At 69.1% G+C, this 14295-nt stretch carries 12 protein-coding genes; 4 read left to right on the top strand and 8 right to left on the bottom strand.

From position 1 onward, the window contains the following. Positions 1 to 39 precede the first annotated feature (39 nt). Both ABY42_RS10840 and ABY42_RS10835 read right to left on the bottom strand, forming a co-directional pair. Positions 40 to 1047 carry a DUF1616 domain-containing protein gene (locus ABY42_RS10840; RefSeq protein ID WP_050459484.1) on the bottom strand — a complete coding sequence of 336 codons (1008 nt, stop codon included), beginning with the start codon at positions 1045 to 1047 and terminating at the stop codon, positions 40 to 42. A gap of 63 nt (positions 1048 to 1110) precedes the next feature. Beyond that, the gene (locus tag ABY42_RS10835; RefSeq protein ID WP_050459932.1) at positions 1111 to 3291 is read right to left on the bottom strand and encodes a DUF4129 domain-containing protein; all 2181 of its coding nucleotides are present in this window, start codon (positions 3289 to 3291) and stop codon (positions 1111 to 1113) included. A gap of 259 nt (positions 3292 to 3550) precedes the next feature. Here ABY42_RS10835 and ABY42_RS10830 point away from each other — a divergent pair, with 259 nt between their 5' ends. The 3 genes from ABY42_RS10830 to ABY42_RS10820 are packed head-to-tail and all read left to right on the top strand — an operon-like array spanning position 3551 to position 6513. Then, positions 3551 to 4975, top strand: a complete 1425-nt coding sequence (locus tag ABY42_RS10830) for a DUF58 domain-containing protein (RefSeq protein WP_050459483.1) — start codon at positions 3551 to 3553, stop codon at positions 4973 to 4975. Positions 4976 to 4993: 18 nt separating this feature from the next. Then, the gene (locus ABY42_RS10825) at positions 4994 to 5494 is read left to right on the top strand and encodes a hypothetical protein (protein WP_004975696.1); all 501 of its coding nucleotides are present in this window, start codon (positions 4994 to 4996) and stop codon (positions 5492 to 5494) included. Continuing rightward, positions 5491 to 6513: a hypothetical protein gene (locus tag ABY42_RS10820; protein ID WP_050459482.1), complete on the top strand. Its 1023-nt coding sequence runs from the start codon at positions 5491 to 5493 to the stop codon at positions 6511 to 6513. Before ABY42_RS10825 ends, ABY42_RS10820 begins: the two co-directional genes overlap by 4 nt. Positions 6514 to 6523: 10 nt before the next feature. Here ABY42_RS10820 and ABY42_RS10815 read toward each other — a convergent pair whose 3' ends face one another. The 4 genes from ABY42_RS10815 to ABY42_RS10800 form a co-directional block, all read right to left on the bottom strand. After that, positions 6524 to 7513 carry an AAA family ATPase gene (locus ABY42_RS10815; RefSeq protein WP_049905119.1) on the bottom strand — a complete coding sequence of 330 codons (990 nt, stop codon included), beginning with the start codon at positions 7511 to 7513 and terminating at the stop codon, positions 6524 to 6526. 114 nt (positions 7514 to 7627) lie between these two features. Further along, complete coding sequence (locus tag ABY42_RS10810; protein ID WP_050459481.1) at positions 7628 to 8533, bottom strand: DUF4350 domain-containing protein; 906 nt, start codon at positions 8531 to 8533, stop codon at positions 7628 to 7630. Then, positions 8534 to 8809 carry a hypothetical protein gene (locus tag ABY42_RS10805; RefSeq protein WP_004042058.1) on the bottom strand — a complete coding sequence of 92 codons (276 nt, stop codon included), beginning with the start codon at positions 8807 to 8809 and terminating at the stop codon, positions 8534 to 8536. A gap of 119 nt (positions 8810 to 8928) precedes the next feature. Continuing rightward, on the bottom strand, positions 8929 to 9777 hold the full coding sequence (locus ABY42_RS10800; RefSeq protein WP_050459480.1) for a hypothetical protein: 849 nt from the start codon (positions 9775 to 9777) through the stop codon (positions 8929 to 8931). Between the two features lie 242 nt (positions 9778 to 10019). On the opposite strand from ABY42_RS10800, the gene ABY42_RS10795 reads away from it, so the two are divergent. Continuing rightward, positions 10020 to 12224 carry a S8 family serine peptidase gene (locus ABY42_RS10795; protein ID WP_050459479.1) on the top strand — a complete coding sequence of 735 codons (2205 nt, stop codon included), beginning with the start codon at positions 10020 to 10022 and terminating at the stop codon, positions 12222 to 12224. Between the two features lie 9 nt (positions 12225 to 12233). Here the strand turns inward: ABY42_RS10795 and ABY42_RS10790 are convergent, their stop codons facing one another. Continuing rightward, positions 12234 to 13259, bottom strand: coding sequence for a DUF1616 domain-containing protein (locus tag ABY42_RS10790; RefSeq protein ID WP_004975705.1), 1026 nt, complete (start codon positions 13257 to 13259; stop codon positions 12234 to 12236). A 106-nt stretch (positions 13260 to 13365) separates the two neighbouring features. After that, positions 13366 to 13851, bottom strand: a complete 486-nt coding sequence (locus ABY42_RS10785) for a hypothetical protein (RefSeq protein WP_231608278.1) — start codon at positions 13849 to 13851, stop codon at positions 13366 to 13368. Between the last annotated feature and the right edge of the window lie 444 nt (positions 13852 to 14295).

Raw genomic sequence — 14295 nt, 5'->3', positions numbered from 1 at the left:
AAGCATACTGCGTCGCCCGACGGCGGTCGTGGCCCGACGTCACGCCTCGCGAACTGTCACCCAGAGGTGGACCTCGCGGTAGGCGTTGTCCACGGTCGGCGACGCCGGCGGCGCGCCCTCGTAGAGGAGGTACGTCAGCCGTAGGCGCTCGCCCGTCATCGTCGGGCGAACCTCGTGTGGCTCGTGCCACGTCTCGTTGTGTTCGAGCCGGGGCGTGAACGTCCGGAGCCGCTCCGATTCCAGTACGGTCGTCGAGTTGTTCGACACCTCGACGCGCTGGAGCACCGCGACGACGGTGTAGTTCACCGTTCGGTGTTCCTGGTTGCCGACGCCGAGGACGAGCGACGCCGGCTCGCCGCGGACGAGTTCTTCCGGGTAGTTGTCGGCGGTGAGTTCGTCGTTTCCGTCTTCGGTCAGGAGGTACAGTTCGGTGAACGACTCGCCGTCTTTCGGCACCGCCACCGCGTAGCCGACGCTGGCGGTCGCGAGGACCACGCTCACCACGAGGACGACGTTCAGCATCGCGTCGGTCTGCGACGCCGGGTTGAATAGCTCGTCGCGCGCGGCGGCGAACCAGCGCTTGTACGGGACCACCAGCCGTTCTTCTTCGGGAAGCGCCGACCGCCGGGCCGCCGCGAACGTCGTCGCGACGAGCGTGAAGCCGCTCACGGCGACGAGGATGGGCACGAGGCGAATTCCCCACGGGGTGAAGTTGAGGACGAGCCCGAGCAGGGGAACGACCGCGATGCTCGTCCCGAACGAGAGCGCGACCCGCTCGATACCGTCGATACCCGCCATCCGGTCGTGGTCCTCGGGGGCGTCTATCGGCGGGCCGCGCTCGGGGAACAGCGCCGCGATGAGGGCGTAGCCGGGGATGAAAAGCACGAACGGCAGGCCGACGACGACTCGCAGCGGTGTTCCCTCAAGCCCGGGCGTGAGCGTCGCGACGAGCGTGAGCGCGACCCCCGCGACGACGACCGCGAGGTCGGCGGGGAGGGTGCGGAGGGGCTCGGGGAGGAACAACCGCCAGTCTTGGCGCTGCGACATCTACCCGAAGTGGGAAACACGAGCACAAAAATCATTTGTCAGCCGTCGGGGGCCGCGGCCGCACTACTCGACCGGGCCGACCGGCTCTGACGCGTCCGCAGCGTCGCCCGAGTCGGACGACTCGGGCAGGCCGGTCTCGTCCGGGGCGACGACAGAGCGGGCCGTCTCGACCAGCTCGGCGGCGTCCGCGTCGCTCACCGAGAGTCCGCTGTAGGCCGCGCGCTCGTAGCCCGCGGTGAGCGACTCGAGCGCCTCCGCGGGCGCGACGCCGGCGTCGACACACCGGTCGCAGAACTCCCAGTGGGTCGCGGCGTCGTCGATGCCGGCGGCGGCCCCGAGCGCCCGGCGGACGCCCGCGTAAGCCACGACGACCGCGTCGTTGGGTCGGCCCTCGTCGAGCGCGTCGGCCGCCGAATCCAGCGCCGAAGCCTCGGTCGCCGCCGGCTCCGGCTCGGCCGGTTCGTCGCTCTCTGTCGCGGCCGACTCGGCGACCGTCGCCGCCGCGGCGTCGTCGGCGTCGTTCCGGCGAAGGAGCACGGCGGCGACGAGGCCGACGACCGCGGTCCCGGCGACGACCCACGCGAGGTCGAGCGGGTCGAACGGGAGCCCGCCGGACGCGCCGTTTCCGGCCCCGTCCCCGTCGGGGGCGTTCGAGAGGCGAATGCTCGCCGTCGCGTCGGACGGTTCGAGGTTCGTCCCCTCGCCGTCGAAGGCGACCGAGACGGTCGCGTTCTCGACGCTCGCATCGCTCGGGAGGTCGACCGCGGCCCGGTACGCGCCCGACGCGCCGGTCGTCGCCGCGGCGACCTCGCGCCCGTCGACGCTGACCGCGACCGACTGGCCGCTCACGGCCTCGCCCTCGTCGGTTTCGAGTCGGCCGTCGACGACGACCGACTCGTTCGCGGTCTCGCGGGCGGTCACGCCGAGCGCCGTTCCCTCGGTTTCGAGCGGGACCGCGACCGTCGCCGGGACGAACGTGACCGCCCTGCCGTCGCCGCCGGGGGCGACGCGAATCGACGCCGTTCCCGTCGCGGTCGCGGGGACGGTCGCCGAGACGGCCGACGCGCCGCTCGCGTTCGTCGCCGGCGCGGTCGCCGACGACCCGGCGAAGCTCGCCGAGACCGGGTAGTTCGACACCGGCGTCCCGTTCACCCGGACCGTCGCGCGAACCGAGACGGCGTCGGCGTAGCCGTAGGCCGACGCGGACGGCTCGGACAGCCTCGCGGTCGCGTTCACCCGCGAGACGGCGACGGGAACGACCCGCTCTGTCGCCTGATACATCGACGCGTCGTCCGGGAGGTAGCGGACCGTCAGCGACTCGGTGCTGACCGGAATCCGCGTCGGCCGGTAGGTCAGTTCGAACGAGCCGTCGGGGTCGACCGCCGACTGGACCGTCTGCCCGCCGACCGCGAAGCGGGCGCTCCCCGTCTCGACCGGCGTGCCGTTGTCGGTGACGAGCGACCCGGAGAGCACGAGCGGGTCGGTAAAGGAGATGTTCCGGTCGTAGTCGCCGACGGCGAGGCGAGTGGCGACGAACTCGCGGGAGACGATTTCGTCGCGCTGTTCGGAGATGTTCGCCTGCACCGCCGCGAGTTGGGCGCTGCTCTCGGCTAAGTCGCCGTCGGTCCGGTTCGAGATGACGTCGAACGCCGTCAACAGCCGGTCGGACTGCGCCTCGCCGTTCTCGGCGAGGCGCGTCAGGTTGCGGGCGAGCTCGCGGGCTCGTTCGTCGTTTCCGGCCCGCCTCGCCGCCTCGTACTCGCGGCGCGTCTCGCGGAACTCGCTGACGGTGTCGACGTACCCCCGCTGGGTCTCGCTGACGGTCCGGTACTCCTCGCCCGCGCCGTCGCCGCCGACCTCGCCCTCGACGTCGACGTACTTGCCGAGCGAGTCGTCGTAGTCGTCGCCGAGCGCCGCCTTCGCGGCGGCGTACTCGCCCTGACTGAGCCGCAGGGTGCTCGCGCCGATGTCGCCGTTGAGTTCGCCCGAGAGGTACGACAGCAATCGGTCGAGTTCGTTCTCGTCGTCGACCTCGTCGGGGTTCTCGTGGATGACGCCGGTGCTGTTGTTCGTCGCGTTCGCGGTCTGCTGCAGCGGACCCGGGGCCGGCCCGAGCGCCGAGACTCGGTCGGCTCCCCCGAGAGACGCCGGCGCGTCCGCGCTCGGGGCGGACGCGTCGGCGACCGCTCCCGCAGAGACCGCCGCTACCGGCGCTGTCGCGACGAGACAGCCGACGACCAACATCGTCCAGAGCAACCGCACCGGGCGGCCCGATTCACCACGCACTATCCGTAGCCAGACGGGGGGACATAATGGGTTTTGGCATTCGGCTGACTCCCGGCGGGAGCAGGAGCCCCGGGAGTCGCAGACTGCGCCGTGTTAACGGAGGGTTTAACGCCTGACCGACGCACCGAGCACGCCGCGGGTCGGCGGGGTCCGCGCGGCCGACCGTCGCGCGCGCCAACACAAACATTCAACTTGGGCGGCACGAATCGAACCCACGATGCTTCCGACCCGTCGGTGGGCCGCGCTCGCAGGCGTCGCCTGCTTCCTCGCCGTCTACGCGGTCGTCCTCGACGAGCCGACGCCGCTTTTCGCAGCCTGCGGCCTCGCCGCGTGGCTCGTCGTCGCGCAGGTCGACGCCGTCGGGACGATGCGCTCGGTCGACCGCGACCTCTCGGCGAGCGTCTCGGTCGAGCCGACGTCGGTGTACGTCGACGACCGCGCCGCGGTGACGCTGACGGCGTCGCTGTCCGAGGCCGTCGACGCGCCAGTCGAGGTCGAACTCGTCGCGCCGCCGAGCGTGAACGCGCCGGAGCGCGCGCGCCGGACGGTCGCGTTCGACCCCGGCGAGACCGCCGGGTCGGTCACGTGCAGTATCGAGTTCCCCGTCGCCGGGCGAATCGCGTTCGACGAGGTCGAAGTCGACATCGAGGACCGCGCCGGCTTCTTCACCGAGACGCTGACGCTCGACGCCGCCGCCCGCTGTCTGGTCGAATCGCCGGCCCCCGACGGCATCCACGTCGGTCGCGGCGGCGAACTGGTCGGCGCGTCCTTCGGCGACCACTCCAGCGACCAGACCGGGCCGGGGCTCGTCCCCCACGAGACGCGGCAGTACCTCCCCGGCGACACGCTGTCGCAGATCGACTGGAAGACCACCGCGCGCATGGACCACCCGTACATCCGCGAGTTCGAGTCCGAGTCCGACTACCTGCTGTCGCTCGTGGTCGACTGCGGTTCGAACATGAACCGCGGTCCGACCGGGCGAACGATGCTCTCGTACGCTCGCGAGGTCGCGCTCGGCCTCATCGACGCCGCCGACTCCCACGGCGACCCCGTCTCGGCGCAGTTCGTCGGCGACGCCGGGACGACGTGGGAGTTCGGCCCCTCGTCGTCCTCGAACGCCTACCAGACGATTCGGCGGCGGCTGCTCTCGATAGAGCCGACTCGGCGTTCGCGTCGTCCGGTCGGCACGTCTCGGCCGGTCGCCCCCGAAGACGCCCGCAAGCGGAGTCGCCTCCTCGACGGCGACGACTCGGCGTTCGCGTCGACGCTCCGCCCGTACCTCAGCGACGGCGAGAGCTACGTCTCGCGGGTCAGCGACCGACCGATTTTCGACGCGGTGAAGTCCGCGTGCTCGCGGTCCGACCGGCAGGACCACCTCGTGCTCATCACCGACGACTCGGCGAGAGTCGAGACCTACGAGGCGGTCGTCGTCGCGTCCAAGCGGAGCAGCCAGACGAGCGTCTTCCTCACGCCGACGACGTTCTTCGACGACGCCGCCGGGGGCGCGGGCGACACTGCCGGGGTCATCGCCTTCGAGGAGTTCCGAAAGCGCCTCGAACGGCTCCCGAACGTCACCGCCTACGAAGTCGCCCCGAAGAGCGCGATGAACCTGGCTGCGGACCGCGCCACCACAGCGGAGTGAACACCGATGGAGACACCTGTGAACCAGAGCGAACGGACGATTCGAACCGTGTTGGACGCGAACGAACTCACCCCGATGGACGTGGTCGGCGTCCTCTGTGTCACGCTCGTGGCGGGGCTGACGAGCGGGCTGTGGGGCGTCGCCGCCGGCGTCCTCGTCCTCGCCGTCGCGGCGGCGACGACGGGGCCGCTCGCGTTCGTCGTCGCCCAACTGACCGCCGTCTCGCTCTTCGGAGACGCGAGCCTCGTCGCGCTCGGTGGCGCGCAGCTCGCGGCGTTCCCGCTCCTCGCGAGCGCGGCGTGCGCGTGGCCGCCGAACCGGTCGCGACTCGCTCGGCTGGCGGCGGGGTACGTCCTCGCGCTCGGGGTGGCGTGGGCGCTCTGGACGTCGTTCCGGTGGGCGTGGCAGGCCGCGCTGGTCGCCGTCGTCCTCGCGGCGGCGGTCGCCTACGGGCTTCACCGCTACGAGCGCGTCGCGCTCGGCCTCGTGAGCGCGCCGGACGCGGGGGCGGAGCGATGAGCGCGGACAGTCCCTCGGACCGACCCGACCGTGAGTTGGCGAACGGCGAGACCCGCGCCGTCGTTTCGGCCGCGAGCCGAGGCGACGGCGACGCCGGCCGGGGCGACACCGACGAGGCGACCCCAGACCGCGCCGAAGTCGCCGACCTCCGGCGCGAGAACGCCCGACTCAGACAGCGCTACGAGGCGCTTCGAAGGGGTCGGTACCGACAGACCGCGACCGCGCTGGCCGCGCTGGGCGTCGCCGGCCTCCTCGGCGGTGCGGTCTTTCCGCCCGTCCGGGAGACGCTCGTCGTCCTCGGCGCTATCGGGCTGTTCGCCGCCGCGGTGACGCGGTATCTCAGCCCCGAGCGGTTCATCCCTGTCGGCGTCGGCTCGTCCGTGTTCGGCGCGCACGCGAGCAACCACGCCGCCGTCGTCGACGAACTCGGCCTGCAGGACACGATGGTCTACGTCCCCGACGCCGACCGCGACGCCGTTCGGCTGTTCGTCCCGGAGCACCGCGGCTACGCGCTTCCCGACGCCGAGGCGCTCCGCGACACCTTCGTCGTCAGCGACGACGAACTGGCGCGCGGCGTCGCGTTCAACCCCAGCGGCGGCGGCCTGTTCGACGAGTTCGAGCGGAGCCTCGACGGCCCGCTCGGCGGCGACCCCGAGACGCTCGCCCGACAGGCGACCGACGCCCTCGTGGAACTGTTCGAACTCGCCGAGACCGCGACCGCCGAGGCTGACGCCGACGACGGTCGCCTGACGGTCCGCGTGGAGGACTGCCGGTTCGGGTCGGCCGAGACGTTCGACACGCCCGTCGCGTCGTTCGTCGCCGTCGCCGTCGCCCGCGGTCTCGACGCGCCGGTCGTCGCCGAGGTCGCCGCCGGCGAGGAGATGGACTTCGCCGTCACCTGCCGGTGGGACGTCGAAGACGACGAGGAAGTCGAGTCGTCCGCGGGCGCGGCGTCGGAGGTCGAGGGTGAGAGCGAAGAAGCAGAAGCGGAAACAGAAACAGAAGCCGACGAGCGGTAGCCGACCGTCCTCAGTCGTCGTCGCCGGCGACGGAGGGCGTCGCCGACTCGTTGAGGTCGACTTCGGGCGTCGGAACGGTGTCGACGACCTCCTCGACGACCTCCCGCGGGTCGCGTCCGCTGATGTCCGCCTCGGTCCCGAGGACGAGGCGGTGCGACATGATGATGGGCGCGAGCCGCTTCACGTCGTCCGGAATCACGTAGTCGCGGCCGCGAATCGCCGCGGCGGCCTTGCCGGCCCGGAGGAACGCAAGCGACGCGCGGGGCGACGCGCCGAAGTCGACCGCGGCGTGCGTCCGCGTCGCGCCGACGAGGTCGAGGATGTAGTCGAACACCTTGTCGTCGACGTGCACGTCCGTGACGACCTGTCGGGCCTCCCCGATGTCGGCGTCGTCGATGACGTTCGAGATGTCCGAGGGCTTGAGCGACGGCGAGCGGTCGAAGCGTTCGAGAATCTCCCGCTCGTCGGCCCGCTCCGGGATTTCGACGACGACCTTGAACTGGAAGCGGTCGCGCTGGGCCTCCGGGAGGTTGAACGTCCCCTCGTACTCGATGGGGTTCTGCGTGGCGACGACCATGAACGGATAGGGGAGTTTGAGCGTCTCGCCCTCGATGGTCACCTGTCCCTCTTCCATCGCTTCGAGGAGCGCGGACTGCGTCTTCGGCGTCGCCCGGTTTATCTCGTCGGCGAGGACGACGTTCGAGAAGACCGGCCCCCGCTGGAGTTCGAACTCGCCGAGGTTCTCGCGGTAGATGTGGGTGCCCGTGATGTCCGCCGGTAGCACGTCGGGCGTCATCTGAATCCGCTGGTAGTCGAGGTTCGCGGCGTGGGCGAACAGGTTGGCGATGGTCGTCTTGGCCACGCCAGGAACCCCTTCGAGGAGGACGTGCCCGTTCGTCAGCAACGCGATGGTGAGCGCCTCTATCGCGTCTTCGTTCCCGACGAGGAGTTGCGACGTCTCGTCCAGGATGGCCTCGTAGACCTCTTCGGGAGCACTCATATACGAGACACTCAGGACGGCGACCACATATAACTGCGGTCTCGGTGCCCCGGCGAGCGAGCGGGCCAGACGAGTAGGCCGACAGCGCCGGACGACCGCGGTCGCGGCGACAGACTACGTGCGCCGGCCGCGGCGGGCGACGAGCGCGACCGCGCCGACGACGAAGCCGCCGAACAGGAGTTGGAGTCCGCCGGAGCCCCGGAGCGCCCGGAGCGCGACCTGCAGCGGCGGGCGCTCCTCGGCGTGCGAGAAGTCCAACACGACGGTCGGCCGGTCGGCGACGAGCGCCTCGGCGAACGCCCGGTTGTCCGGCCGTTCGAGCATCGCGTTGATGAAGACGCTCGGGTCGCTCACGACGACCACGTCGCCCGCGCCGAGGCGCTCCGTGGTCACGACGGGGTGCGAACGGAGCGTCTCGCTCTCGTCGAGTTCGCCGTCGTCGTCGCGGTCGAGATACGAGAAGTTCGACGAGCGGACGAGGACGGTGCTTTCGTTTTCGGTCACCGTCGCCGGGTGGTTCAGCGTGAGTTGCGTCACGTCGCGGGTCAGCGGGTCCGCGGCGACGCGCGTCGCCACCGGGAGCGCGCCGGATTTGTACTGGTGGCGGTCGTCGCGGAGCGGCGTCTGATTGATGCGCGCCGACGCGCCCAGTCGGCCGAGCAGGTCGTTGCCGTGGGGCCTGAAGTCGTCGGCGACGACGACGGTCCCGCCGGCCCGGACGAACGCCTCGATGCGGTCGGCCTCGGCGTCGGTGTAGCCCCGCTCCGGCGAGATGACGAACGCGACGGTGCCCGCGGGGTCGACCTCGCCGTACTCGGTGGTGTTGTAGACGACTTCGGTCTCGGCACCCGCGTCCGATGCGACCCCGCGGATGCCGGAACCGCCGTCCCACGCGGCGTTGAACGCGCCGTAGGTGGACGACGAGGTACTCGCGCCGACGCCGACGCCGAGGAGCATCGTGACGAGGAGCGCCGCGGCCAAGAGATGCGGGTAGCCGACCTCGCGGGAGCCGACGCGCACTCAGAACACCCCCGGCGGGAGGATGTCGAGGATGCGTCTGACCACGATGTAGCCGAAGGCGACGAGGCCGCCGCCGATGAGCCACAGGAGCCGTCGCCGCCACGCGGGCGTCACTGCGACCGGCGCGGTGAGTTCGACGACGACGAGGAAACCGATGAGAGACACGACGAAGACCAGCTCGTACGAAAGCGAGTCGAGGAGGACCAAGACGAGGGTCGCGCCGAGCATCCAGGCGAGCTGGGCGCGGATGAACCGCTCGCGTCGTGCCGTTGCCATGTACGGTCGTGGACGGGGCGGGATAACTAAACTATCGCTTGTGGGGCCCGGTCAGGACGCGGGCGGTGTGAGGTGCGACCGTCGGTGACGCGCGTCGCGAGCGACACCGCGCTCGCCAGTCAATCGGAGCGGGTTCTCACCCAGAAACACAGCACGGCGGCGAGGAGCGAGCAGGCGGTGAGGAGTATCGACGGGCCGGGAACGGCCGTCTCAGTCGAGTCCGTCGAGCGCTCGGTGGTGGCTCGTGCGGTCTCGGCCTGTCCGTCCGTCGTTGCGCTCGCCGTCGATGACGACGACGTCGCGGGCGAACTCGTGTTGTTCGCGTCCGTCCCGGAACCACCCATCGCCGAGACGGTCAACTCGCCACCTGTAGCGTCCGAGTCGGCATCGGAACCGCCGCCGCCGTCTTGCGACGACGAACTGTCATCGGCCGTATCTGCGTCCGCGGTCGTCGTGGCGTTCGAACTCACCTCGCCGACGGCGAGACTCCCGTTCTCGACGGCGTCGATTCGGTAGCTGACACCCGCTTCGCTCCCGACGTCGGTCACGTTCACGCCGATTGGGGACGTCCCGTTCGCGCTGCCTTCGACGGTGACGGTCGCGATAGTGACGGACCCCGACTGCGACGTGTCGATGAGCGCGCCGTAGAGGCGAACTCGCGAACGCTCGTCGTCGTACGTGACCTCGTTCAGGCCGGGGTCGGGAACGAACGACGCGTTAGCGACGGACGCAATCGAACCGTTGACGCGGACGGTCACGTCGACCGCGCCAACCCCGCCGCCGTCGAGGCCGCGGACCACGAGGTCGTAGGTCGTCGTCGACCCCACGTCCGTCTCTTGGGACGCCGGCGTCACGACGACCGAAACGTCGTCCTGCGCTGCCGCCACCCCCACGGGGGCGACGGCGAGGCTGGAGCTGACGAGCACAAGCAGTCCGAGCGGGACGACGAGAGCCTGTCGAGTCGACATTCGAATTCGGTATCGGCGTGTTGAGAGTCGGACTACTTTTCTGTTCCGGGACCGGCGGTGAGCGGGACGCTGGGGTGCAGCCGTCGGCACGTAGTGTAATGTGAATATGCCTGTTACACTAGTCGGTCGACGAGTCGGTACGACCGATGGATGTTTTAGGCTTGTAGCCGGGATGGACACTACCTATCGAGTAAGATGCTCGCCGTCACAGCCGTGTTCCCACCCAGACGACTCTCGAAGAGATGATTCGAACGCAACGAGGGACACGGACCGTCGTCGTCGGCATCGTGTTCTGTCTCCTCCTGAGCGCGGCGCTCGCGCCGGTTTCGGAAGCGACGCTCCCCACAACTGACGTCGACTCAGGAGGACCCGAACGCAGTACGACCGCGGCGACCGTCACCGACCCCGCGAATAACACGACCGCATCCGACAACGGAACGACCGGGAGCGACGTTCTCTCGGGCGTCGCGGCGTACCGACTATCGCGCGCGGAGTCGGACGAACTCGTCCCGGTAATCCTCGTCTTCGACGACCAGTCGCGCGAGTCACGCGACGGGGGCGGTCGCAACGACACGACGGCGCGCGCACAAATCAGAGCGACGACCAACCGGACGCAGTCCGACGTGCGCGAATTCCTCGACGCGCGGCGGGCGAACGGGACCGTTGCGGACGTGAAACCGTTCTGGACTCGAAACGCGCTCGCCGTCGAGGCGACGCCCGCTGTCGTGCGGACGCTCGGCGGGATGCCGAACGTGTCCGCGATTCACTACGACAGACCGATTTACGCGACGGGGTCGGTCGCGCCGAGCGTCGCCGCGTATCTGGACTCGCTGTCCGCGTACGGCGAGACGGTCCGACCGGACAGCGTTCAGCGCGCGACGAGCGGAACCGAGTCGTGGAGCGTCAAATCGGTCGGTGCCGACGACGTACAGGCGCGCGGAATCACCGGTTCGGGCGCGAACGTCAGCGTCATCGACAGCGGCATCGACGACAGCCACCCGGCGCTCCGCGGGCAGGTCGTTCGGTGGCAGGACTTCGTCGGCGATTCGTCGGAGCCGTTCGACCCGTGGGGCCACGGCACGCACGTCGCGGGGACGGTCGCCGGGCGGGCGGACGCCAAGAAAGCAGTCGGTGTCGCACCCGGAGCGCAACTGTTCGGCGCGCGCGCCCTCAACGCCGACGGACAGGGCAGTATGTCGGACGTGATGGCGGCGATGGAGTGGAGCGCCGAGAACCACGCGGACGTGGTCTCCGCGAGTCTCGGTGCTAGTCCGTTCCCGCTCGAGTACCGCGGGGAACGGGGGGTCCGGCCGAACGAGACCGGAACCGCGGACATCGAACTCTACGCGAACGGCTCCGGCGTGTACCAGACCAACGCGAAGTACGACGGGTTCAAACCGGCGTACGTCTACGTGCTCGTCGAACCGACGCGGGTCGGCGGCGAGCAGATACAGAGCGACGAGCGACGCGCCGAGGTCATGCGAAACCTCTCGGTGACGCTTCGAGACCCCGCGGGCGAAAACCCGCTCAGAGGCGTCGACGCGGGGTGGTGGTTCGCCGACGGGCGCGTGCCGGCACAAATCGCGTACCAGAGATTCACACCCCGGAACGGGACCGCAATCGAAACCCCCGGGAACTGGTCGCTCGACGTCGAGAACGACCACCCCGAGTCGGTGTCGTATCGGTACCGAACGACGGCGTACTACCCGTCGAACGGGAGCGACCAGTTCTCTCGGTACGTCGACTCGCTCGTGACGACGACGGACACGGTCGCGGTTATCTCGGCCGGCAACGCCGGGTTGCTCGGGAATCGCTCCGTGGCGAGCCCCGGCGCTTCGGCGGGGGCGATTACCGTCGGTGCGTCACGGCAGACAGCGTCCGACGTGACCTCGTTTTCGAGCCGCGGCCCGGTCGGGTTCGGGGCTGACCGGCGACCCGGCATCGACCTCATCGCCCCCGGTGAGAACGTCACGTCCGCGTACTCGACGTCACAGACCGACGAGGCCGAACCGTACGTCACGCGCGACGGGACGTCGATGGCGGCCCCGCACGTGAGCGGCACGGTCGCGCTCCTTCTCGACGCGAACCCGAACGCGACTCGCGCCGACGTGACGCGGGTTCTCCGGTCGACGGCGCGACCGCTCCCGCAGACAGCGCCGACCGTCGGCGCGGGAATGCTCGACACGCGGAGCGCGGTCAACGAAACGGCCGAGCTACCCCCCTCCGTGACGACCGAAACAGCGCCACCGACCGACCCCGACGGTGACGGCCGCTACGAGGACGTCAACGGAGACGGCAACGTAACGCTCGCCGACGTGCAGACGCTGTTCGCCCACCGCGACGCCGGGACGGTCGAAGGCAGTCGGGAGGCGTTCGATTTCTCTGGGAACGGCCGCGTCAACGTCGCGGACGTGCAGGCGCTGTTCGCAAAAATCCGAGAAAACTAGCGGGGTCGGTCAGGACGATTCGGAACTCGGATCGGTGACGTTTACCCAGAGGTGGACCGCTTGGGCGGCGTTTTCAGCCGTCGGCTCCGCGGGTGCCGTTCCCTCGTACAGGAGGTAGGTGAGTCGGAGCCGGTCGCCGGTCATCGTCGGCGTGACCGCGTGCTCGGTCCGCCACGTCGAGTCGGCTTCGACCGACGGTCGATACCGCGTGAGTGACTCGCGTTCGAGGACCGTCGTCGTGTTGTTTGCGACTCGGACGCGCTGGAGTTGCGAGACGACGACGTAGTCGGTTTGCGTCCCCTCGTGGTTACCCACGGCAATCGTGAACGGCGTCGGCTCCCCCGCAGTGAGTTCCGTCGGGTAGTCCTCCGCGGTGAGTTGCCCGGACTGGTTCTCGGTCAGCACGTACACCTCGGAGAACGACTCCCCGGAACCGGGGGCGGCGACCACGTATCCGCCCACTCCGACGGCGACCGCGAGGCAGAGTATCAATACGACGGCGAACGCCGCGTCAGTCCGCGAATCGGACGAGAAGAGGGCCTGGCCGTCGGGAAGACTGGACCGGACCGTGACGCCGAACCGTTCGCTCTCGGGGAGGGCCGCCCGACGACGCGACGCGACGACCACGGCCGCGACCGTGAGGAGTCCGATGGAGACGACAATCGGAACGAGTCGAAGTCCCCACGGCGTGAAGTTGAGGAGCAGTCCGAGCGCCGAGACGAGGGCGATGCTCGTTCCGAACGAGAGCGCGACCCGCTCGATACCGTCGATTCCCGTCCAGTCACCCGTGTCGGCGTCTCCGTTCGCGGCGACCGACGGTCCCGACTCCGGGAACAGCGCGGCGATAACCGCGTAGCCGGGGACGAAAAGCACGAACGGGAGGCCGAGCACGACCCGAAGCGGGGTGTCGCGGACGCCGGGGACGGTGACCGCACCGCAGGTGAGGACGACCGCCACCACGACCGCGAGCAGATCCGCGGGAGCGGTGCGAACCGAGCGCGGGACGAGAGATCGCCAGTCCGTATCGGAGGGCATCGGCTATGGGTGCGACAAGGATTCACTAAAAGCGGTCGGTCTCACCGACTGCCGTGTCCGCGGCCTCGGCGGTCCAGACGTGAGACGAACCCGCCAGAACCAGTTACTACGCGTCTTCCGCGCGCGAGAGTGTGTCCAGCACTTTGAGCGAGAGTTCGTTCGCAGAGATCTCACCGTCTTGGTAGTCGGCGAACCACGACGACTTCGCGTGCCACGTTCCGAAGCGAGACTCGGGGCTGTCCATGACGATTGCGTTCAGGCGCTCGGCCTCCCAGCCGTTTGCGACCCGATTGAAGAAGCCGCCGGCGATCGTCCCGATTTCCCCGCCGACTTCCTCGTACTGGTCTTCGTTCGAGACGTACGTGAGTTCCACCGCGTTCGCCGGCGGTTGCGGGAGGAGTTCGACGATGGAAATCTCCTCTTGTTGGAGGAACGACCGAAACTCGTCCGCCTGCTCGACGAACGGGGAGGGCGTCTTCGTCGGGAGCGTCGTCGTCGACTGGGTCGACGCCTCCGTCTCGGACTCCTGTGCACAGCCGGCAGTTCCGACGACCATCGCAGAGAACGCAGTAAGGAACCGGCGCCTTCGCATATGCTACTCACAAGACTACCCGCCTTCTTTAATCTGACCACGGCTCCGAAACGGTCTGACTGTTGTCGGTTTGAATGAGTGTCAATACAGCCGGACGGTATTATTCAGGACTATGATTCTGAATAAATCCATGGGTGATACAGAAGTATTTTATCGCTCCTATCAGATGAACATACCATGAGGCCTACGACCAGCAACAGGACTAAACTCTTGAGTTTGGTTCTGACGGGGGTTGTGGTTCTATCGATGGTGGTAGGGCCCGTTAGCGCGAGCACCCTCGCCTCAGCAGACGCATCGGCCTCACTCAGCGGAGGGGGTTCCGCTCCGATCGACGGAGCAACGACACCCGCGGTGAGTGACGAGTTGAAAATAGACGCCGGAGAGAACGTCTCCGTGTGGCAGTATTCGCTGCTGACACTTCGGCCAAATAATCCAGCAGCGTCG

Origin of the sequence: Haloferax gibbonsii, assembly GCF_001190965.1 — an archaeon.
Classification (GTDB): domain Archaea; phylum Halobacteriota; class Halobacteria; order Halobacteriales; family Haloferacaceae; genus Haloferax; species Haloferax gibbonsii.
The sequence above is the reverse complement of the archived record's forward strand: the minus strand, read 5'-3'. Positions and strand labels throughout refer to the sequence as shown.

Coding starts and splice junctions, on each gene's coding strand:
- ABY42_RS10840 (WP_050459484.1), bottom strand. CDS start 1,047: ATGTCGCAGCGCCAAGACTGGCGGTTGTTCCTCCCCGAGCCCCTCCGC.
- ABY42_RS10835 (WP_050459932.1), bottom strand. CDS start 3,291: ATGTTGGTCGTCGGCTGTCTCGTCGCGACAGCGCCGGTAGCGGCGGTC.
- ABY42_RS10830 (WP_050459483.1), top strand. CDS start 3,551: ATGCTTCCGACCCGTCGGTGGGCCGCGCTCGCAGGCGTCGCCTGCTTC.
- ABY42_RS10820 (WP_050459482.1), top strand. CDS start 5,491: ATGAGCGCGGACAGTCCCTCGGACCGACCCGACCGTGAGTTGGCGAAC.
- ABY42_RS10815 (WP_049905119.1), bottom strand. CDS start 7,513: ATGAGTGCTCCCGAAGAGGTCTACGAGGCCATCCTGGACGAGACGTCG.
- ABY42_RS10805 (WP_004042058.1), bottom strand. CDS start 8,809: ATGGCAACGGCACGACGCGAGCGGTTCATCCGCGCCCAGCTCGCCTGG.
- ABY42_RS10800 (WP_050459480.1), bottom strand. CDS start 9,777: ATGTCGACTCGACAGGCTCTCGTCGTCCCGCTCGGACTGCTTGTGCTC.
- ABY42_RS10795 (WP_050459479.1), top strand. CDS start 10,020: ATGATTCGAACGCAACGAGGGACACGGACCGTCGTCGTCGGCATCGTG.
- ABY42_RS10790 (WP_004975705.1), bottom strand. CDS start 13,259: ATGCCCTCCGATACGGACTGGCGATCTCTCGTCCCGCGCTCGGTTCGC.
- ABY42_RS10785 (WP_231608278.1), bottom strand. CDS start 13,851: ATGCGAAGGCGCCGGTTCCTTACTGCGTTCTCTGCGATGGTCGTCGGA.